The organism is Klebsiella sp. P1927, from assembly GCF_018204675.1.
Taxonomy (GTDB): Bacteria; Pseudomonadota; Gammaproteobacteria; order Enterobacterales; family Enterobacteriaceae; genus Klebsiella; species Klebsiella pneumoniae.
This window is the reverse complement of the sequence record NZ_CP073380.1, coordinates 12,746-30,740: the sequence shown is the minus strand read 5'-3', so window position 1 is coordinate 30,740 and position 17,995 is coordinate 12,746. Positions and strand designations below refer to the sequence as shown.

Here is a 17,995-nt window from a genome sequence, read left to right as displayed (position 1 = left end):
GGAGTTTGAGATGGTGACAAAGAGAGTGCAACGGATGATGTTCGCGGCGGCGGCGTGCATTCCGCTGCTGCTGGGCAGCGCGCCGCTTTATGCGCAGACGAGTGCGGTGCAGCAAAAGCTGGCGGCGCTGGAGAAAAGCAGCGGAGGGCGGCTGGGCGTCGCGCTCATCGATACCGCAGATAATACGCAGGTGCTTTATCGCGGTGATGAACGCTTTCCAATGTGCAGTACCAGTAAAGTTATGGCGGTCGCGGCGGTGCTTAAGCAGAGTGAAACGCAAAAGCAGCTGCTTAATCAGCCTGTCGAGATCAAGCCTGCCGATCTGGTTAACTACAATCCGATTGCCGAAAAACACGTCAACGGCACAATGACGCTGGCAGAACTGAGCGCGGCCGCGTTGCAGTACAGCGACAATACCGCCATGAACAAATTGATTGCCCAGCTCGGTGGCCCGGGAGGCGTGACGGCTTTTGCCCGCGCGATCGGCGATGAGACGTTTCGTCTGGATCGCACTGAACCTACGCTGAATACCGCCATTCCCGGCGACCCGAGAGACACCACCACGCCGCGGGCGATGGCGCAGACGTTGCGTCAGCTTACGCTGGGTCATGCGCTGGGCGAAACCCAGCGGGCGCAGTTGGTGACGTGGCTCAAAGGCAATACGACCGGCGCAGCCAGCATTCGGGCCGGCTTACCGACGTCGTGGACTGTGGGTGATAAGACCGGCAGCGGCGACTACGGCACCACCAATGATATTGCGGTGATCTGGCCGCAGGGTCGTGCGCCGCTGGTTCTGGTGACCTATTTTACCCAGCCGCAACAGAACGCAGAGCGCCGCCGCGATGTGCTGGCTTCAGCGGCGAGAATCATCGCCGAAGGGCTGTAACTGGTTTTGTTGAATAAATCGAACTTTTGCTGAGTTGAAGGATCAGATCACGTATCTTCCCGACAACGCAGACCGTTCCGTGGCAAAGCAAAAGTTCAAAATCACCAACTGGCCCACCTACAATAAAGCCCTCATCAACCGTGGCTCCATAACTTTCTGGCTGGATGATGAAGCTATTCAGGCCTGGTATGAGTCAGCAACACCTTCTTCACGAGGCAGACCTCAGCGCTATTCTGACCTTGCCATCACGACTGTGCTGGTCATTAAACGCGTATTCAGGCTGACCCTGCGCGCTGCGCAGGGCTTTATTGATTCCATTTTTTCTCTGATGAACGTTCCGCTACGCTGCCCGGATTACAGCTGTGTCAGCAGGCGGGCAAAGTCGGTTAATATCAGTTTCAAAACGCCCACCCGGGGTGAAATCGCACACCTGGTAATTGATTCCACCGGGCTGAAGGTCTTCGGTGAAGGCGAGTGGAAAGTCAAAAAGCATGGCCAGGAACGCCGTCGTATATGGCGTAAGCTGCATCTGGCAGTTGACAGTAAAACACATGAAATCATCTGCGCTGACCTGTCGCTGAACAACGTTACGGACTCAGAGGCCTTCCCCGGGTTAATCCGGCAAACCCACCGGAAAATCAGGTCAGCCGCCGCCGATGGAGCTTACGATACCCGGCTCTGTCACGATGAACTGCGGCGTAAGAAAATCAGCGCGCTTATCCCGCCCCGAAAAGGTGCGGGTTACTGGCCCGGTGAATATGCAGACCGTAACCGTGCAGTGGCTAATCAGCGAATGACCGGGAGTAATGCGCGGTGGAAATGGACAACAGATTACAACCGTCGCTCGATAGCGGAAACGGCGATGTACCGGGTAAAACAGCTGTTCGGGGGTTCACTGACGCTGCGTGACTACGATGGTCAGGTTGCGGAGGCTATGGCCCTGGTACGAGCGCTGAACAAAATGACGAAAGCAGGTATGCCTGAAAGCGTGCGTATTGCCTGAAAACACAACCCGCTACGGGGGAGACTTACCCGAAATCTGATTTATTCAACAAAGCCACGCGCTGGACACACCACGATGACAGCGGTTTTATCCCTTACGCCATCACCACCGGCCTTGATTACGAGGCGATGACCGAACAGCGCAAAGGCTATGAGAACTTTGTTTATCAGAACGGCGTTTACGATCTCGGCACCAAAGGTGATATGCGACGTAACGAACGTAACCTGATGTGGAACCTCGATCCCTACATTCAAACGCACTGGCAGCTCACCTCAGCCCTGGGGCTGGACGCCGGGGCGCGCTATAGCTCGGTATGGTTTGATTCCAACGATCGTTATGTTGTAGGTAAAAATGGTGATGATAGCGGCGAAGCGAGCTATCACAAGTGGCTTCCGGCGGCAGCGCTGAAGTATGCCATGACGCCGCAGTGGAACGTTTACCTCTCTGCCGGGAGGGGATTTGAAACGCCGACCATTAACGAGCTGTCCTATCGTCCCGATGGTCAGTCCGGGCTTAACTTTGCTCTGCAACCGGCCACTAACACCACCGTTGAAGCAGGCAGTAAATGGCAGGTGGGCACCGGGATGGCGAGCCTGAGCGTCTTCAATACGGACACGAAAAATGAAATTGTCGTTGCCGCCAGCGACAATGGCCGTACGTCCTATCAGAACGCGGGCAAGACGCGCCGCCGCGGGGTCGAACTGGGATGGGATCAGCAATTTGCGCCCGCCTGGCGCGCCAAACTGGCGTGGACGCTGCTGGATGCGACCTACCGTGAAAACGCCGGCGATGCTATTCAGAGCGGCAATCGGATCCCGGGGATTGCACGTAATAGCGCCTATGCCTCCTTTGGCTGGGTGCCGGAAGAGGGATGGTACGCTGGCGCTGAAGTCCGCTATATGAGCGATATTCAGGTCAACGATGCCAATAGCGAGCAGGCTCCAGCCTATACGGTGACGGCACTGAATACCGGCTATAAATATGTGCTAGATAACTGGACCGTCGACCTCTATACGCGCGTTGATAACCTGTTTGATAAGCGCTACGTCGGCTCTGTTATCGTCAACGAGAGCAACGGACGCTATTATGAACCGGCGCCGGGCCGTAACTATGGCGTTGGGCTATCGGTCAGCTATCAGTTTGATTCGCTGTAACAATACGGCTGCCGGAGAGTGCTATTGAGGTGAGGCTCCGGCAGCGGGTAAAGGCGTTGATTCCTGGTAACAATAAGCTGCTTATTGATGTATCAGTAAGCATGCCGGCAGCCATTGCGCTTGATATAATACTACCCCATATGAGCAAGAGTATTTTCACGGAAAAGCTAGCAGCCAATTTCGGCCTCGCGGCCTTCCCGCTTCTCAATTGAGCATATAATTTTTCCGCAGCCAAAACCTGCTCAGGTTCAGGCTTGGTCCTTACAGACTGGTATTCAACAATCGAACCATTCTTAGCTATTGGCGTTACATAAGCACTTACCCAATAGTGGTCGCCATTTTTACAGCGATTTTTTACTAGCCCCATCCATGAGCGGCCAGATTTTAATGTACTCCACATATGCTCAAATGCAGCAGGCGGCATATCTGGGTGTCTTACGATGTTGTGAGGCTGGCCTAATAGTTCTTCCTCAGTGAAACCACTGATTTTAATGAAGTCAGGATTAACGTACGTGATATGGCTTTGAGGGGAGGTAGTCGAAAGGGCACTGTTGCAAAGTTAGCGATGAGGCAGCCTTTTGTCTTATTCAAAGGCCTTACATTTCAAAAACTCTGCTTACCAGGCGCATTTCGCCCAGGGGATCACCATAATAAAATGCTGAGGCCTGGCCTTTGCGTAGTGCACGCATCACCTCAATACCTTTGATGGTGGCGTAAGCCGTCTTCATGGATTTAAATCCCAGCGTGGCGCCGATTATCCGTTTCAGTTTGCCATGATCGCATTCAATCACGTTGTTCCGGTACTTAATCTGTCGGTGTTCAACGTCAGACGGGCACCGGCCTTCGCGTTTGAGCAGAGCAAGCGCGCGACCATAGGCGGGCGCTTTATCCGTGTTGATGAATCGCGGGATCTGCCACTTCTTCACGTTGTTGAGGATTTTACCCAGAAACCGGTATGCAGCTTTGCTGTTACGACGGGAGGAGAGATAAAAATCGACAGTGCGGCCCCGGCTGTCGACGGCCCGGTACAGATACGCCCAGCGGCCATTGACCTTCACGTAGGTTTCATCCATGTGCCACGGGCAAAGATCGGAAGGGTTACGCCAGTACCAGCGCAGCCGTTTTTCCATTTCAGGCGCATAACGCTGAACCCAGCGGTAAATCGTGGAGTGATCGACATTCACTCCGCGTTCAGCCAGCATCTCCTGCAGCTCACGGTAACTGATGCCGTATTTGCAGTACCAGCGTACGGCCCACAGAATGATGTCACGCTGAAAATGCCGGCCTTTGAATGGGTTCATGTGCAGCTCCATCAGCAAAAGGGGATGATAAGTTTATCACCACCGACTATTTGCAACAGTGCCCAATGCCGGAGTCGTTGTCACATATCACGACGGAATCACAGTGGAGAAGCCTGGTGCTGAAATCCGGCGGAAAATACTGGCATGTGTACATGTCGAAGAAGACAGCCGGAGGGCGGAATACGGCACGCTACCTGGGTCGTTATCTGAAGAAGCCACCAATAGCGGCTTCCCGACTGGCTCATTACAACGGAGGGGCAAGCCTGAGCTTCCGTTACCTGGACCACAAAACGGGAGAAACGGCGACGGAAACGCTGACACAGCGTGAGCTGGTCGCGAGGCTGAAACAGCACATCCCGGAGAAGTTTTTTAAGATGGTGAGGTACTTCGGGTTCCTTGCCAACCGTGTGTGTGGAGAGAAGCTGCCGCAGGTGTACCGTGCACTGGGGATGGATAAACCGGAACCAGTGGCGAAAGTGTGCTATGCACAAATGGTGAAACAGTTCCTGAGTCGTGACCCGTTCGAATGCGTGCTGTGTGGCTGCCGGATGGTATACCGCCGGGCCATTGCGGGGCTGAATGTATCAGGGCTGAAGAAAAACGCGCGGGATATCAGTCTACTGAGGTATATGCCGGCCTGACACAGGCTAAGTGTGCCCGGGAATCGGTGAAAGTATAAAAAACAGCCTGTTACGGTATAAAAATCGACCATACAGAGAGGGAAACCACCGGAGTGGTGGGAAAAGCAGAAAGGCTCACGTGGCATAAGGCGTGGACAATGGTATCGACTGGTTTTTCAATTTCCTATACGTCAAGAGACTGCTGACTGGTTGAGACCCGAGCGTAACCAAAAAGTCGCATAAAAATGTACCTTAAATCGAATATCGGACAACTCATGTCTATTATTACAAATTTACGATTTAATAGACATATTAATGTAACAGTTTTACGATGTCCGATAATTTATAACATTTCGTACGGTTGGAAAAATGTTACTAAATGCCCGTCAGGCAGGGAGGCCGATATGCCCGTTGGCACTGTTGCAAATAGTCGGTGGTGATAAACTTATCATCCCCTTTTGCTGATGGAGCTGCACATGAACCCATTCAAAGGCCGGCATTTTCAGCGTGACATCATTCTGTGGGCCGTACGCTGGTACTGCAAATACGGCATCAGTTACCGTGAGCTGCAGGAGATGCTGGCTGAACGCGGAGTGAATGTCGATCACTCCACGATTTACCGCTGGGTTCAGCGTTATGCGCCTGAAATGGAAAAACGGCTGCGCTGGTACTGGCGTAACCCTTCCGATCTTTGCCCGTGGCACATGGATGAAACCTACGTGAAGGTCAATGGCCGCTGGGCGTATCTGTACCGGGCCGTCGACAGCCGGGGCCGCACTGTCGATTTTTATCTCTCCTCCCGTCGTAACAGCAAAGCTGCATACCGGTTTCTGGGTAAAATCCTCAACAACGTGAAGAAGTGGCAGATCCCGCGATTCATCAACACGGATAAAGCGCCCGCCTATGGTCGCGCGCTTGCTCTGCTCAAACGCGAAGGCCGGTGCCCGTCTGACGTTGAACACCGACAGATTAAGTACCGGAACAACGTGATTGAATGCGATCATGGCAAACTGAAACGGATAATCGGCGCCACGCTGGGATTTAAATCCATGAAGACGGCTTACGCCACCATCAAAGGTATTGAGGTGATGCGTGCACTACGCAAAGGCCAGGCCTCAGCATTTTATTATGGTGATCCCCTGGGCGAAATGCGCCTGGTAAGCAGAGTTTTTGAAATGTAAGGCCTTTGAATAAGACAAAAGGCTGCCTCATCGCTAACTTTGCAACAGTGCCCCTCTGACCACGCTTTCAGAAGCAGCTGCCGCATATTCCACATCCACCGTGAACGCATCGCGTCTTTCAGGAAGCTCAGCTTTTTCCACTGACCATGCTTATTCAGACCTCCACAGGTTACAGACACATGTACATGCGGATGCCAGTTGAGACGACGGCCATACGTGTGGATGGCGCAGAAGATACCGGGTTCCAGCCCCCGTTTTCGGGCGGCATACAGCAGATTCTCCACCGCCAGACGGCACACGTCATTCAGCAGCCAGCGGTTGCTTTCGAACACCGGCCACAGCGTGTCCGGCAGGGTGAAGACCAGATGTACCCAGTCGCAGTCAGGAAGACGATTCAGCTGTGTTGCTGTCCACAGGTCTGTGGCCTTCTTTCCGCAGGACGGGCAGGCACGGCTGCCGCATGAGTTGGTCAGGTACTTTACGTGCTGACAGTCCGGGTTATCACACCCGAACTCTTTTACACCCAGTATCCGTGTGCCGCAGGCCAGCATTTTGGTGACGGCTTCAACCTCGATATCGCGCAGACCGCCCGCATCCAGGAAGGACGTCCAGCACTGGTTGGCTGTGAACAGACGTTTCAGAGGGCGGGGAGTAAAACCGGACAACATGAGGATGGATTAAACCCCGGTATCCTGTAGCAGGGTAAGGGCTGCTGTATCGCCACGGCGCTTCAGGATGGAGGTCGTCACCATCGCAGGTGGTGGGTCCATGGGTTTGAGCATTTTCATCCAGTCCCATTCTCGTTGTGAGAGCTTCTCAGCACCAACAGAGAGCAGAACTGTATCGATACTTTTGCGGGTCAACATAAGGGGATGAGTCCTTAATAAAACAGGTCCTCAGAGCATACATATTCTGCGGGGCGTGCGGCAACAACAGGACGAACCGGGGCGGTTTTCAATTTGCAGCCGCCAGGCTGCCGTGGTTCATCTTCAGGTCAGAGCACTCAAAGACGCAGGTGTGAAAGCAAACCGTATATTTACCGATAAGGCATCCGGCAGTTCAACAGACCGGGAAGGGCTGGATTTGCTGAGGATGAAGGTGGAGGAAGGTGATGTCATTCTGGTTAAGAAGCTCGACCGTCTTGGCCGCGACACTGCCGATATGATCCAACTGATAAAGGAATTTGACGCTCAGGGCGTGGCAGTCCGGTTCATTGATGACGGGATCAGTACCGACGGTGATATGGGGCAAATGGTGGTCACCATCCTGTCGGCTGTGGCACAGGCTGAACGCCGGAGGATCCTAGAACGCACGAATGAGGGCCGACAGGAAGCAAAGCTGAAAGGAATCAAATTTGGCCGCAGGCGTACCGTGGACAGGAACGTCGTGCTGACGCTTCATCAGAAGGGCACTGGTGCAACGGAAATTGCTCATCAGCTCAGTATTGCCCGCTCCACGGTTTATAAAATTCTTGAAGACGAAAGGGCCTCGTGATACGCCTATTTTTATAGGTTAATGTCATGATAATAATGGTTTCTTAGACGTCAGGTGGCACTTTTCGGGGAAATGTGCGCGGAACCCCTATTTGTTTATTTTTCTAAATACATTCAAATATGTATCCGCTCATGAGACAATAACCCTGGTAAATGCTTCAATAATATTGAAAAAGGAAGAGTATGAGTATTCAACATTTTCGTGTCGCCCTTATTCCCTTTTTTGCGGCATTTTGCCTTCCTGTTTTTGCTCACCCAGAAACGCTGGTGAAAGTAAAAGATGCTGAAGATCAGTTGGGTGCACGAGTGGGTTACATCGAACTGGATCTCAACAGCGGTAAGATCCTTGAGAGTTTTCGCCCCGAAGAACGTTTTCCAATGATGAGCACTTTTAAAGTTCTGCTATGTGGTGCGGTATTATCCCGTGTTGACGCCGGGCAAGAGCAACTCGGTCGCCGCATACACTATTCTCAGAATGACTTGGTTGAGTACTCACCAGTCACAGAAAAGCATCTTACGGATGGCATGACAGTAAGAGAATTATGCAGTGCTGCCATAACCATGAGTGATAACACTGCTGCCAACTTACTTCTGACAACGATCGGAGGACCGAAGGAGCTAACCGCTTTTTTGCACAACATGGGGGATCATGTAACTCGCCTTGATCGTTGGGAACCGGAGCTGAATGAAGCCATACCAAACGACGAGCGTGACACCACGATGCCTGCAGCAATGGCAACAACGTTGCGCAAACTATTAACTGGCGAACTACTTACTCTAGCTTCCCGGCAACAATTAATAGACTGGATGGAGGCGGATAAAGTTGCAGGACCACTTCTGCGCTCGGCCCTTCCGGCTGGCTGGTTTATTGCTGATAAATCTGGAGCCGGTGAGCGTGGGTCTCGCGGTATCATTGCAGCACTGGGGCCAGATGGTAAGCCCTCCCGTATCGTAGTTATCTACACGACGGGGAGTCAGGCAACTATGGATGAACGAAATAGACAGATCGCTGAGATAGGTGCCTCACTGATTAAGCATTGGTAACTGTCAGACCAAGTTTACTCATATATACTTTAGATTGATTTAAAACTTCATTTTTAATTTAAAAGGATCTAGGTGAAGATCCTTTTTGATAATCTCATGACCAAAATCCCTTAACGTGAGTTTTCGTTCCACTGAGCGTCAGACCCCGAAAACGATTTAGGAGACACCGATGAACATCAACGATGCCCTCACCTCCATCCTGGCCTCAAAAAAATACCGCGCCCTTTGCCCGGATACCGTGCGGCGCATCCTGACTGAGGAATGGGGGCGGCATAAATCCCCCAAACAGACCGTAGAGGCTGCACGCACCCGGCTGCATGGAATTTGCGGGGCATATGTCACCCCGGAATCGCTCAAGGCTGCTGCCGCCGCGCTTTCTGCGGGCGATGTAAAAAAGGCATTGTCGCTGCATGCCTCCACCAAGGAGCGACTGGCCGAGCTGGATACCCTGTACGATTTTATCTTTTCAGCCGAAACTCCCCGCCGCGTGCTGGATATCGCCTGCGGTCTTAACCCCTTGGCGCTATACGAGCGCGGCATTGCATCCGTGTGGGGCTGTGATATCCACCAGGGATTGGGGGATGTCATCACCCCCTTTGCTAGGGAAAAAGATTGGGATTTTACCTTTGCCCTGCAGGATGTGCTGTGTGCGCCGCCCGCCGAAGCCGGCGACCTGGCGCTGATTTTTAAGCTTTTGCCCCTGCTGGAGCGGGAGCAGGCCGGTTCTGCCATGGCACTTTTACAATCCCTCAATACCCCGCGCATGGCTGTCAGCTTTCCCACGCGTAGTTTAGGCGGGCGTGGAAAAGGCATGGAGGCGAACTACGCCGCATGGTTCGAGGGCGGCTTGCCCGCCGAGTTTGAGATTGAGGATAAAAAGACCATCGGAACAGAACTTATATACTTGATAAAAAAGAATGGATAAGCCAATCAGAAGGCAAATCATCTAAAAAAGAGGAACGAAAAATATTTTTCGTTCCTCTTTTGTTCTATCGAACAAGCACACTACGACTGCTGTTTTTGAAGCAGCCTTTTATAGCTCAGCTCGATGCCCAACGCCCCCAGCGGCGCTGTAAGTATAATGGCAAGAACCGCCACCGCAAGTATGGTTTCCCCACTGCCAAGCCCCATCGCCAGCGGAATAGCGCCGATTGCAGCCTGCACCGTTGCCTTGGGCAGATAGGCAATCATGCAGAACAGGCGCTCCTTCCGGGATAGGTCTGTACCCAGCGTACTCATCCACACGCCCAGCATGCGAAACAGCAGCGCAGCTGTGATCAGCAGCATGCCGCTTAGCCCGGCGGAGAAAAGGTAACGGATGTGGCACTGTTGCAAAGTTAGCGATGAGGCAGCCTTTTGTCTTATTCAAAGGCCTTACATTTCAAAAACTCTGCTTACCAGGCGCATTTCGCCCAGGGGATCACCATAATAAAATGCTGAGGCCTGGCCTTTGCGTAGTGCACGCATCACCTCAATACCTTTGATGGTGGCGTAAGCCGTCTTCATGGATTTAAATCCCAGCGTGGCGTTGATTATCCGTTTCAGTTTGCCATGATCGCATTCAATCACGTTGTTCCGGTACTTAATCTGTCGGTGTTCAACGTCAGACGGGCACCGGCCTTCGCGTTTGAGCAGAGCAAGCGCGCGACCATAGGCGGGCGCTTTATCCGTGTTGATGAATCGTGGGATCTGCCACTTCTTCACGTTGTTGAGGATTTTACCCAGAAACCGGTATGCAGCTTTGCTGTTACGACGGGAGGAGAGATAAAAATCGACAGTGCGGCCCCGGCTGTCGACGGCCCGGTACAGATACGCCCAGCGGCCATTGACCTTCACGTAGGTTTCATCCATGTGCCACGGGCAAAGATCGGAAGGGTTACGCCAGTACCAGCGCAGCCGTTTTTCCATTTCAGGCGCATAACGCTGAACCCAGCGGTAAATCGTGGAGTGATCGACATTCACTCCGCGTTCAGCCAGCATCTCCTGCAGCTCACGGTAACTGATGCCGTATTTGCAGTACCAGCGTACGGCCCACAGAATGATGTCACGCTGAAAATGCCGGCCTTTGAATGGGTTCATGTGCAGCTCCATCAGCAAAAGGGGATGATAAGTTTATCACCACCGACTATTTGCAACAGTGCCTCTCAAAATCGGTGGAGCTGCATGACAAAGTCATCGGGCATTATCTGAACATAAAACACTATCAATAAGTTGGAGTCATTACCAAACAGGGATTATTTATTCTCTCAGGCGAGAATAAAATAGACGAAGAATGTTTCATTAATATAGTCCAAACGGCTGTCGCCATAAATAACATCGGTAGAGAATCTAATGGTTATATTTTAGTTGGTGTTTCCGATACCAAAGCTACGGCAGACAGAGTTAAGACTTTATATGGTGTTACCCCTATTGAGTGCAATGGCTATTATATCAATGGAATTGATCATGAAGCTGTAATTCAATCAAAAAACATAGATAATTACTTTCTGTTCATAAAACAAAAAATAGAATCATTTAATTTTAATGAGGCTTTGAAACAACAAATACTAAAAGATATTTCATTATGTTCATATGAAGGACTGCATGTTTTAAAAATCGAAATAAAAAGTGTCGGAGAAGTCTGTCATTTTGAAAATAGGTATTATATAAGACAAGGAACAGCTACGCATTTAATCACTGACGGTGAAGCAATTAGTAGTTTACACAGATTATATTACTCATAATTACTTAAGCACTATGAAGGTATCATACACCTTCATAGTGTACTTTTTTACTGCGCTTTGGGGCTAAATTGTTTTTGTGAATAGCCAGAATATCGTGGCTACGGCGGCAATGGAAATATATGATCTCTGCTGCCAGAGACTGGAGATGTAATTGGGGGCAGTTTGGATATCGAAAATTATTGTACTATAAGGGGTCCGCTTGAGGGGGCCGCTTGGAAAACGGAAATTTTCCCACGCTAAGAGAATTGAGTTGAACGAGTGGTTACATCTAGGCCAGCTAACTCACTGAACGTAAAGGCTGTACGAAATGTTCCGACCGTCCGATAACCATTTGGCTTACTTCCGTACATTTCCTTGCGTAGATGTACAGAATTGTACGATTTCGGACACCAAAACTGCTGTTGTCCCGGTGCATGAAGCTACTTTCCGGGTTGGTGGTACTGACTTTGGTGTTCTTAACGACGACGTTTTCAACTCTGAAAATCGCCTCTCTGCACGGGGATTTTTACCCCCCCATAGAGCCGTCATATAAATTCAAATTATTAACTTTGATGGTAGAATTATCTTAGGTTTGATAAAATTTTGAGCCGTCGCCGTTTACTTCACAGGATTCAATATAATGGCTAAATATACAGTTTGTGATTACCAATAAACTATTAGAAATAATGGGAATGGTTGTGCCAATCTCTATCTGGAGGTCTTATTGCAGGGAACATCCACCCCATCGTTACACCAATACAGAATTGCCCCCGATACAAGACATCCAGACATTAACCTAATAAAAGCGCACCTTGACGAGGGCTTTCAGCAGGCAAAGTCTGAGGGATTAAAAGTAGAGATTTCAGATTATAAAGAACGTCTTTACCTGTACATTAGAACACCTGGTAATAACCTAATGCAATATTCTGGTTGCAGAGAAAAATAATACAGTCGCGCTGGATACGCTGACATTGACGCAGTTATATGATTTTCTGGCGTTGGTCAGTAAACCAGCTGCAGCCAAAACGGTGTAGTCCCTGACACAGGCGCCGGTCATTCTGTTAACTCATCCACGTATGGGATGAACAGTTGTTTCAGTTTGAAACCAGGGATGTCAGACGGATTTTTGCTGGCGAGTACGAAATCCGTTACGAACTTAATGGCCAGACTATTTATGTATTGCGCCTGTGACACACACGAGAAAACAGGTAGATTGTGTGTGAGGGCAACTTTAACATAGCCTGCAGGTGTTAATTCAGGAGCATTGTTATCAGACCAAATATTTTTCATTCCATTAAATAGTCTTGTAGGGGATAAAATGAATTACGATGAAATAACGAAAATCACTGCAGAACGTATTAGCGACTACATGACTGAAGCGGTTAATACAGACTCTAAATCTGTTGCGGAAATGTTTCATAACGCTGCATGGGGAGTGCTATCATTGTGGTTTGAACTCGTCACAAAAATAGATCTGGATATACATAAAAAGAACAGGTATGCAAGTTATGATTTTAGAAGAAAAATCGAAATGCAGCATGAAGAGTTTCAGAAAATGACAGAGCGTGAGCAAGTGCCTTTATTGAAATTGCCTGAATAACAGAGACAGTGCAAACGATTATTTCATAATAACGATTATGTAATGACTGGTAAGAAAATAACTTGATTGAGTTCCCTTTATCCAGCCTGATAGTGGATAAAGGGAACTCAATAATAATTGAATTAATTTATTAGCTTCATCGCATTTTTTTTGGTCTCTTCATCACTTTTTTGCTCTTGTTGTGAAGAGGATTGAGTGACTATTGAAGAATTAAAATCGGCCATCTCTTTTGGAAATAGCGATCTCAATATATTCACGATATCTGAAAATGTGGTTTCTTTCGTCAGCAGCTCACATAAAAGGAAAGGGGTCCGGGGATCTTGTCTGTATAAGGCCAGACCTGCCGTCAGTGCGGCCCGGTTAAGGCGGCTTCGTTCCCCTTGCGGGATACTGTCCAGTGTATCACAAACAATTTTATCTGTTTGATTTACATCTGGATTTAGTTTGAAGGCAATGGTTCTGCGCTTGTCCATCATTAATTACCTATGAGATACATACCGTTAACTAAATCATATTGAGAGTTATTGGTTTTGAAAAAACGTTCATCACGAATCTGTGTGTGTTTTTTTACTGCATCGCATATTAATTCTGCGCCACCGCCTATAACCATAACATGAGTATAACCAGAAAATTCATTGAGCGTATTTAATACACGTTGCTCAAGTTTACGAAGTGCTTCATTCATTGCTTCGGTGACTATTGATATTTTGTTCTCATCATTAATTCGTTGCTTCAGATAGTTATTATCTTTTCTGTGAATGATTATATCGTCAGCAAGATAGCTACTTCCTTTTGTTCTCGCAAGAGAAAGGGCATCTTTTACTGCAGATGTAACCAGAGAGACACCAAGAGATGAGTCTCCGTATATTTTACTGATCCCCGATAATTTCCCCATTACCTGAGAAATATCTAATGTGGTGCCCCCGAGATCTATAATTAATAAAGAATCTAACTCATCCAGTTCTTGTAGAACTTCATAACCTGCCGGTATAGATTCAGGCATGACTTTTACATCTTTTATTGTGAATGTATCCCCGCCATTTAATGTAATTTTTTTCCGGAAGTTTGCTTTCTTACGCTCAATATTTTCCGTATTGGGTTGGTTATTTCTGTCGTAATACTCTGTCAGAGGAAGTGTGCAAACAATATCCACTTCGCTTACCGGCAGACCACTGGTCAGTAAGGCGTGATGCACTGCAACGACATTAACGTCGCTGTATTGCCATGCGATATTGGTTGTGACTACAGCATCCGGGCTGATTGGATCAAATGAATACTGTTCGCCGTTCAGTGTGTAGTTAAAGACCTTTTTATCACCAAAAGAGACTGCCCACTCGCGTTTGAAGCTGTTCGGGCTAATGTGCTGTTTAATTGTTCCGTCGCTTTCCTGCCACTGTAGTTTGATGTTTGTTGAACCGTCATCAATGAATACCAACATTTATAAAACTCCTTATGGTGTTTTTTTGGTGTGTGTTTGGGTATGTTTTGGGTTTTAAGTGGGTTTGTTTGTCAAGTTTACCCCATTTCAACCATCAATCAATGATTATTTGTCTTGTTTTGGTGTTTTATTGGGTTGGGTATGGGTTGTTTTTGGGTTTTGTTTGGCGGGTAACAAAAGATGTCGCCGGGCTCCTCTTTTTACTGCGCCGGCTGACGCGGCGCGGCAGGAACGCTGCCTGTGGTCAGTGTCCCGCGTCCGGCCGGGCACGGGACGGGCGCTTTTACCGCTCCCGGCTGGCGTTGGTGACAGTGTACGCCAGCCCGTCGCCCTTTTCTGATGAACGCCCTTCAAGCCGCTTTCGCGGCATATCCTCGCCGTCAAAAAGACGACGGCTGCGGTATTCCACGGTCGGCCTGACCCGTTACCGGACGCGGTGAACAGCCCACAGGCAGCGGGGAACGGGCACCACAGGGGTGCCCTCCCGGTGCCCTCTGTAAGAGAAGGAGTGCTGTTATGTCCCGTTTTATCCTGGGTGACTGCGTGCGTGTTATGGCCACGTTTCCGGGCAATGCTGTCGATTTCATCCTCACCGACCCGCCGTATCTCGTCGGTTTCCGTGACCGTTCCGGGCGCACCATCGCCGGCGATAAAACCGATGAATGGCTGCAACCAGCCTGTAATGAAATGTACCGCGTACTCAAAAAAGACGCGTTAATGGTGAGCTTCTATGGCTGGAACCGCGTCGATCGCTTTATGGCCGCCTGGAAAAATGCGGGATTCAGCGTTGTTGGTCACCTGGTCTTCACCAAAAACTACACATCGAAGGCCGCATATGTGGGCTATCGCCACGAATGTGCCTACATCCTGGCAAAAGGCCGTCCACGTCTGCCACAAAACCCGCTGCCGGACGTGCTGGGCTGGAAATATTCGGGCAATCGCCATCACCCGACGGAAAAGCCCGTTACCAGCCTGCAACCGCTGATTGAGAGCTTCACACACCCGAACGCAATTGTGCTGGACCCGTTTGCAGGCAGCGGCTCAACCTGCGTCGCCGCCCTCCAGTCCGGACGCCGGTATATCGGTATCGAGCTGCTTGAGCAGTATCACCGTGCCGGGCAGCAACGCCTTGCCGCCGTGCAACGGGCCATGCAGCAGGGGGCCGCGAATGATGACTGGTTTATGCCGGAGGCTGCGTAAATGAACTATGCAGGACACGAAAAACTGCGCGCCGAAGTGGCGGAGGTGGCCAATGCCATGTGCGACCTGCGTACAACCATGAATGAGATGGAGCAGCGGTACAGCTTTAATGCCGACACCCTGCCGGAACGTCTGGTGCGTCAGACGCTGTTTCGCGCAAACCGCCTCCTGATGGAGGCATATACCGAAATTCTGGAACTGGAAGCGTGCTTTAAAGATTGAGAAGGAGACGAGAATGTACGGAACATGCGAAACGCTATGCCGGGAGCTGGCAGTAAAGTATCCGGGAGACATGCCGCTGATGCTGGTTATCTGGTCCCCGGAAGAGATTCAGGCACTGGCTGACGGTATGGAAATTTCTCTGACCGGTCATGAAATCAGGACCGTCCTGGCACGCCTGGAGGACATCCCGGAAGACCAGCGGATTGAGTCCGGTATTTCTTCCGCTGCGGTGATGGAGATTATCCGCAACGAGAGCGAAAACCGCCTGGTGACCGTCCCTGCTGAACTGCTGGCGTCCCTGATTCAGACCGCTGAACAGGCATTGTGGAAACGTGAATGGGCCGCCCGGGATCATGGCCTCGCCGTCCCGGAATGCGTCACCCGCCGTCAGGAGGTGGTTAATCAGGCCCGCACCCTGCTGAAAAACAACACACACGAAAACGACTGATGTTATCGCCGCCTGCCCTGCGGGCGGCGATACAGGGAGAACGCTTAATCATGAACGAAAACAGCACGCTGAACGCACTGATTTGTCGTCACGCCCGCAACCTGCTGCTGGCGCAGGGCTGGCCGGAAGAGACGGATGTTGACCAGCGTAACCCGAAGTATCCGGGCTGGATCAGCATTTATGTTCTGCTGGATGCGCCCCGGCTGGCGACGTTACTTATCAACCGTCACGGCGGCGTACTGCCGCCGCTCCTGGCCTCCGCCATTCAGAAACTGACCGGAACCGGGGCGGAACTGGTACTGTCCGGCAGTCAGTGGCAGTCGCTGCCGGTACTTCCGGCAGACGGAACGCAGGTGTCTTTCCCGTATGCCGGAGAATGGCTGACCGAAGACGAAATCAGGGCTGTACTTGCGGCGGTGCGCGATGCGGTACGCAGTGTCAGTTGCCGGGTGGCAGAAGATGCGCGGCGTATCCGGGCGGCGCTGACCACCACCGGTCAGACGTTGCTGACTCGCCAGACGCGCCGCTTTCGTCTGGTTGTGAAGGAAAGCGATCACCCCTGCTGGCTCGATGAAGATGACGAAAACCTGCCCGTGGTGCTCGATGCCATCGTGAACCGGGGAGCACGTTTTTCGTCGGTGGAAATGTACCTGGTCAGCGATTGTATTGAGCATATCCTGTCCAGTGGGCTGGCCTGCGATGTGCTGCGTATACCGGATGAACCGCCCCGCCGCTGGTTTGACCGTGGTGTTCTGCGGGAGGTGGTCCGGGAAGCCCGGGCCGAAATCCGCAGCATGGCGGATGCCCTGGCAAAAATCCGGAAATGATGACGTTGGCGGGGTAAATCCCCGCCTTTTTCCTGCCGGTCCCCGGACAGAGCACAAAGGAAGTCGCCGCCGGCTCCGCTTTACCCGGCCATGCGGGGCATGGCCTTGTGGGTTTTCAGTTATGTGGCCTCAGCGTCGTGTGCGGGCTGTGCCGTGCCTCCATCGTAGCCGGGCTGGCAGGGATGCAAGGGTACGCTTCGCCGCTGCGGTCACCCGGTCCCTCCTTCCCGTCTGCCGTGATTTTCCGGTCGTTCACCCGCTCAGATTTCGCGGTCTCACCCTCCAACTCCCGCCAGCCGTGTGCGTCAGGCTGCGGCTTCCCTTGCGCCCTGTGCATCCCCGCCTTATCGCCCGGCTTTTATGGAGGCACGGCACCGCCCGGTGTCGCGGAATATGTGAACAACGGAGGAAAACATCATGCAATATGCGAAACCTGTCACTCTGAACGTTGAAGAGTGCGACCGTCTCTCCTTTCTACCGTATCTGTTTGGCAACGATTTTCTGTATGCCGAGGCGTATGTGTACGCGCTGGCGCAAAAAATGATGCCGGAATATCAGGGAGGCTTCTGGCACTTCATCCGCCTGCCGGACGGTGGCGGTTACATGATGCCGGATGGCGACCGTTTCCACATGGTGAACGGTGCAAACTGGTTTGACCGTACCGTGAGTGCTGATGCCGCAGGCATCATTCTGACTTCCCTTGTGATTAACCGCCAGTTGTGGCTGTACCACGACAGCGGGGATGCAGGACTGACCCAGCTTTACCGGATGCGCGATGCGCAGTTGTGGCGTCACATCGAATTTCACCCCGAATGCAACGCGATTTACGCGGCACTGGACTGATTAACGGACGGGGCGGCAATGCCGCCCCTGTAA

Annotated in this window: 20 protein-coding genes and 7 pseudogenes; 18 read left to right on the top strand and 9 right to left on the bottom strand. The window is 51.1% G+C overall.

Annotation, left to right across the window (positions count from 1 at the left end):
- The first annotated feature begins 10 nt into the window (after nt 1-10).
- The 3 genes and pseudogenes from KB892_RS30115 to KB892_RS30105 all read left to right on the top strand — a co-directional run.
- On the top strand, nt 11-886 hold the full coding sequence (locus tag KB892_RS30115) for an extended-spectrum class A beta-lactamase CTX-M-65 (RefSeq protein WP_013188475.1): 876 nt from the start codon (nt 11-13) through the stop codon (nt 884-886).
- A 34-nt stretch (nt 887-920) separates the two neighbouring features.
- Complete coding sequence (locus tag KB892_RS30110; RefSeq protein WP_013362812.1) at nt 921-1,889, top strand: IS5-like element IS903B family transposase; 969 nt, start codon at nt 921-923, stop codon at nt 1,887-1,889.
- A gap of 56 nt (nt 1,890-1,945) precedes the next feature.
- A pseudogene (locus KB892_RS30105) lies at nt 1,946-3,043 on the top strand (TonB-dependent receptor domain-containing protein); the annotation flags it as partial.
- 67 nt (nt 3,044-3,110) lie between these two features.
- Here KB892_RS30105 and KB892_RS30100 read toward each other — a convergent pair.
- Together KB892_RS30100 and KB892_RS30095 are read right to left on the bottom strand one after the other, a co-directional pair.
- A pseudogene (locus tag KB892_RS30100) lies at nt 3,111-3,587 on the bottom strand (PAS domain-containing protein); the annotation flags it as partial.
- A 52-nt stretch (nt 3,588-3,639) separates the two neighbouring features.
- A complete protein-coding gene (locus tag KB892_RS30095; RefSeq protein WP_001067855.1) occupies nt 3,640-4,344 on the bottom strand; it encodes an IS6-like element IS26 family transposase in 705 nt (234 codons plus the stop codon).
- A gap of 65 nt (nt 4,345-4,409) precedes the next feature.
- Between KB892_RS30095 and KB892_RS30090 the strand changes: the two are divergent.
- A pseudogene (locus KB892_RS30090) lies at nt 4,410-4,985 on the top strand (transposase); the annotation flags it as partial.
- A 455-nt stretch (nt 4,986-5,440) separates the two neighbouring features.
- On the top strand, nt 5,441-6,145 hold the full coding sequence (locus KB892_RS30085; protein ID WP_001067855.1) for an IS6-like element IS26 family transposase: 705 nt from the start codon (nt 5,441-5,443) through the stop codon (nt 6,143-6,145).
- Nucleotides 6,146-6,195: 50 nt separating this feature from the next.
- Here the strand turns inward: KB892_RS30085 and KB892_RS30080 are convergent.
- Both KB892_RS30080 and KB892_RS30075 read right to left on the bottom strand, forming a co-directional pair.
- Nucleotides 6,196-6,813 (bottom strand): annotated as a pseudogene (locus KB892_RS30080) (transposase zinc-binding domain-containing protein); the annotation flags it as partial.
- Nucleotides 6,814-6,822: 9 nt separating this feature from the next.
- Complete coding sequence (locus tag KB892_RS30075) at nt 6,823-7,011, bottom strand: hypothetical protein (protein ID WP_000957857.1); 189 nt, start codon at nt 7,009-7,011, stop codon at nt 6,823-6,825.
- A gap of 91 nt (nt 7,012-7,102) precedes the next feature.
- Between KB892_RS30075 and KB892_RS30070 the strand changes: the two genes are divergently transcribed.
- The 3 genes from KB892_RS30070 (at nt 7,103) to KB892_RS30060 (ending at nt 9,607) form a co-directional block, all read left to right on the top strand.
- Complete coding sequence (locus tag KB892_RS30070) at nt 7,103-7,639, top strand: recombinase family protein (RefSeq protein ID WP_064441864.1); 537 nt, start codon at nt 7,103-7,105, stop codon at nt 7,637-7,639.
- Nucleotides 7,640-7,821: 182 nt separating this feature from the next.
- On the top strand, nt 7,822-8,682 hold the full coding sequence (locus KB892_RS30065) for a broad-spectrum class A beta-lactamase TEM-1 (protein ID WP_000027057.1): 861 nt from the start codon (nt 7,822-7,824) through the stop codon (nt 8,680-8,682).
- 169 nt (nt 8,683-8,851) lie between these two features.
- Nucleotides 8,852-9,607, top strand: coding sequence for a 16S rRNA (guanine(1405)-N(7))-methyltransferase RmtB1 (locus KB892_RS30060; RefSeq protein WP_012372818.1), 756 nt, complete (start codon nt 8,852-8,854; stop codon nt 9,605-9,607).
- Between the two features lie 80 nt (nt 9,608-9,687).
- On the opposite strand, the pseudogene KB892_RS30055 reads toward KB892_RS30060, so the two are convergent.
- Both KB892_RS30055 and KB892_RS30050 read right to left on the bottom strand, forming a co-directional pair.
- Nucleotides 9,688-10,002: pseudogene (locus tag KB892_RS30055) on the bottom strand (hypothetical protein); the annotation flags it as partial.
- Nucleotides 10,003-10,056: 54 nt separating this feature from the next.
- Nucleotides 10,057-10,761 carry an IS6-like element IS26 family transposase gene (locus KB892_RS30050; RefSeq protein ID WP_001067858.1) on the bottom strand — a complete coding sequence of 235 codons (705 nt, stop codon included), beginning with the start codon at nt 10,759-10,761 and terminating at the stop codon, nt 10,057-10,059.
- Between the two features lie 65 nt (nt 10,762-10,826).
- Here KB892_RS30050 and KB892_RS31765 point away from each other — a divergent pair.
- The 4 genes and pseudogenes from KB892_RS31765 to KB892_RS30035 all read left to right on the top strand — a co-directional run.
- Nucleotides 10,827-10,892: pseudogene (locus tag KB892_RS31765) on the top strand (IS1 family transposase); the annotation flags it as partial.
- Nucleotides 10,893-10,901: 9 nt separating this feature from the next.
- Entirely contained in the window at nt 10,902-11,405 is a 504-nt protein-coding gene (locus KB892_RS31760; protein WP_072163778.1) for an RNA-binding domain-containing protein, read from the top strand.
- 935 nt (nt 11,406-12,340) lie between these two features.
- Nucleotides 12,341-12,575, top strand: a pseudogene (locus tag KB892_RS30040) (type II toxin-antitoxin system RelE/ParE family toxin).
- A gap of 127 nt (nt 12,576-12,702) precedes the next feature.
- Complete coding sequence (locus tag KB892_RS30035) at nt 12,703-12,984, top strand: hypothetical protein (RefSeq protein ID WP_001333089.1); 282 nt, start codon at nt 12,703-12,705, stop codon at nt 12,982-12,984.
- 122 nt (nt 12,985-13,106) lie between these two features.
- Here KB892_RS30035 and KB892_RS30030 read toward each other — a convergent pair whose 3' ends face one another.
- The 3 genes from KB892_RS30030 to KB892_RS31595 form a co-directional block, all read right to left on the bottom strand.
- Entirely contained in the window at nt 13,107-13,457 is a 351-nt protein-coding gene (locus tag KB892_RS30030; protein ID WP_000361389.1) for a plasmid partitioning/stability family protein, read from the bottom strand.
- 2 nt (nt 13,458-13,459) lie between these two features.
- Nucleotides 13,460-14,422, bottom strand: a complete 963-nt coding sequence (parM, locus tag KB892_RS30025) for a plasmid segregation protein ParM (protein WP_000959884.1) — start codon at nt 14,420-14,422, stop codon at nt 13,460-13,462.
- A 105-nt stretch (nt 14,423-14,527) separates the two neighbouring features.
- Nucleotides 14,528-14,734 (bottom strand): hypothetical protein, encoded by a 207-nt coding sequence (locus tag KB892_RS31595; RefSeq protein ID WP_306173356.1) that lies wholly within the window; start codon nt 14,732-14,734, stop codon nt 14,528-14,530.
- Between KB892_RS31595 and KB892_RS30020 the strand changes: the two genes are divergently transcribed.
- The 6 genes from KB892_RS30020 to KB892_RS29995 all read left to right on the top strand — a co-directional run bounded on the left by KB892_RS30020 (nt 14,635) and on the right by KB892_RS29995 (nt 17,962).
- The gene (locus KB892_RS30020; RefSeq protein WP_170942586.1) at nt 14,635-14,862 is read left to right on the top strand and encodes a hypothetical protein; all 228 of its coding nucleotides are present in this window, start codon (nt 14,635-14,637) and stop codon (nt 14,860-14,862) included. The genes KB892_RS31595 and KB892_RS30020 overlap by 100 nt on opposite strands.
- Before the next feature lie 76 nt (nt 14,863-14,938).
- Nucleotides 14,939-15,622: a DNA methylase gene (locus KB892_RS30015; protein WP_000085883.1), complete on the top strand. Its 684-nt coding sequence runs from the start codon at nt 14,939-14,941 to the stop codon at nt 15,620-15,622.
- Nucleotides 15,623-15,844: a hypothetical protein gene (locus KB892_RS30010; protein WP_001104881.1), complete on the top strand. Its 222-nt coding sequence runs from the start codon at nt 15,623-15,625 to the stop codon at nt 15,842-15,844.
- Nucleotides 15,845-15,857: 13 nt separating this feature from the next.
- Nucleotides 15,858-16,292, top strand: a complete 435-nt coding sequence (locus KB892_RS30005; protein ID WP_000274503.1) for a DUF1380 family protein — start codon at nt 15,858-15,860, stop codon at nt 16,290-16,292.
- Between the two features lie 50 nt (nt 16,293-16,342).
- Nucleotides 16,343-17,119 (top strand): hypothetical protein, encoded by a 777-nt coding sequence (locus KB892_RS30000; RefSeq protein WP_001383963.1) that lies wholly within the window; start codon nt 16,343-16,345, stop codon nt 17,117-17,119.
- Nucleotides 17,120-17,536: 417 nt separating this feature from the next.
- Entirely contained in the window at nt 17,537-17,962 is a 426-nt protein-coding gene (locus KB892_RS29995; protein ID WP_001198928.1) for an antirestriction protein, read from the top strand.
- Nucleotides 17,963-17,995: the final 33 nt, after the last annotated feature.

Excerpts from the sequence above, each read along its gene's own strand:
- KB892_RS30115 (WP_013188475.1), top strand. The coding sequence starts at position 11 with ATGGTGACAAAGAGAGTGCAACGGATGATGTTCGCGGCGGCGGCGTGC.
- KB892_RS30050 (WP_001067858.1), bottom strand. The coding sequence starts at position 10,761 with ATGAACCCATTCAAAGGCCGGCATTTTCAGCGTGACATCATTCTGTGG.
- KB892_RS30035 (WP_001333089.1), top strand. The coding sequence starts at position 12,703 with ATGAATTACGATGAAATAACGAAAATCACTGCAGAACGTATTAGCGAC.
- KB892_RS30065 (WP_000027057.1), top strand. The coding sequence starts at position 7,822 with ATGAGTATTCAACATTTTCGTGTCGCCCTTATTCCCTTTTTTGCGGCA.
- KB892_RS30095 (WP_001067855.1), bottom strand. The coding sequence starts at position 4,344 with ATGAACCCATTCAAAGGCCGGCATTTTCAGCGTGACATCATTCTGTGG.
- KB892_RS30060 (WP_012372818.1), top strand. The coding sequence starts at position 8,852 with ATGAACATCAACGATGCCCTCACCTCCATCCTGGCCTCAAAAAAATAC.
- KB892_RS30010 (WP_001104881.1), top strand. The coding sequence starts at position 15,623 with ATGAACTATGCAGGACACGAAAAACTGCGCGCCGAAGTGGCGGAGGTG.
- KB892_RS30085 (WP_001067855.1), top strand. The coding sequence starts at position 5,441 with ATGAACCCATTCAAAGGCCGGCATTTTCAGCGTGACATCATTCTGTGG.
- KB892_RS30005 (WP_000274503.1), top strand. The coding sequence starts at position 15,858 with ATGTACGGAACATGCGAAACGCTATGCCGGGAGCTGGCAGTAAAGTAT.
- KB892_RS30015 (WP_000085883.1), top strand. The coding sequence starts at position 14,939 with ATGTCCCGTTTTATCCTGGGTGACTGCGTGCGTGTTATGGCCACGTTT.
- KB892_RS30075 (WP_000957857.1), bottom strand. The coding sequence starts at position 7,011 with ATGTTGACCCGCAAAAGTATCGATACAGTTCTGCTCTCTGTTGGTGCT.
- KB892_RS30000 (WP_001383963.1), top strand. The coding sequence starts at position 16,343 with ATGAACGAAAACAGCACGCTGAACGCACTGATTTGTCGTCACGCCCGC.
- KB892_RS30030 (WP_000361389.1), bottom strand. The coding sequence starts at position 13,457 with ATGGACAAGCGCAGAACCATTGCCTTCAAACTAAATCCAGATGTAAAT.
- KB892_RS29995 (WP_001198928.1), top strand. The coding sequence starts at position 17,537 with ATGCAATATGCGAAACCTGTCACTCTGAACGTTGAAGAGTGCGACCGT.
- parM (WP_000959884.1), bottom strand. The coding sequence starts at position 14,422 with ATGTTGGTATTCATTGATGACGGTTCAACAAACATCAAACTACAGTGG.